This window comes from Pectobacterium polonicum (assembly GCF_005497185.1).
GTDB lineage: Bacteria > Pseudomonadota > Gammaproteobacteria > Enterobacterales > Enterobacteriaceae > Pectobacterium > Pectobacterium polonicum.
The window spans coordinates 1-334 of the sequence record NZ_RJTN01000071.1 but is presented as its reverse complement, the minus strand read 5'-3'; the positions used below and the strand labels follow the sequence as shown (position 1 = coordinate 334).

At 53.0% G+C, this 334-nt stretch carries 1 protein-coding gene; it reads right to left on the bottom strand.

Annotation, left to right across the window (positions count from 1 at the left end; all coding sequences use genetic code 11):
- Nucleotides 1–257: ATP-binding cassette domain-containing protein (locus tag EDI29_RS22665; protein ID WP_137742666.1), on the bottom strand; the 257-nt coding region annotated here is incomplete at its 3' end.
- Nucleotides 258–334 lie beyond the last annotated feature (77 nt).

The window sequence follows — 334 nt, the reverse complement described above, 5'->3', positions numbered from 1 at the left end:
ACCATTTGCACATCACGACGTAACTGGCCAGTGAACCGTGTTCCTGGCGTAATTGCGTGATGAGCTAGCCGCATCTCACCCTGCCAATGCGGGTTCAAGCCAGCAATGGTCCACAGTAAAGAGGATTTTCCACAGCCAGAAGGGCCAACCAGACCAAAGCATTCACCAGCCTTGACCGATAGCGACGCGTCATGCACGACGGTACGCCAGTCGCGACCGTTTGGATAAGAAACACGAATATGGTGTAGTTCAATCATGAGAATCGAACGCCTCAAGCAGAGTGCGATCTAATGTAGGAAGTGCCTGCCCGTATGTCTCTTTTCCCGGTCGGCAG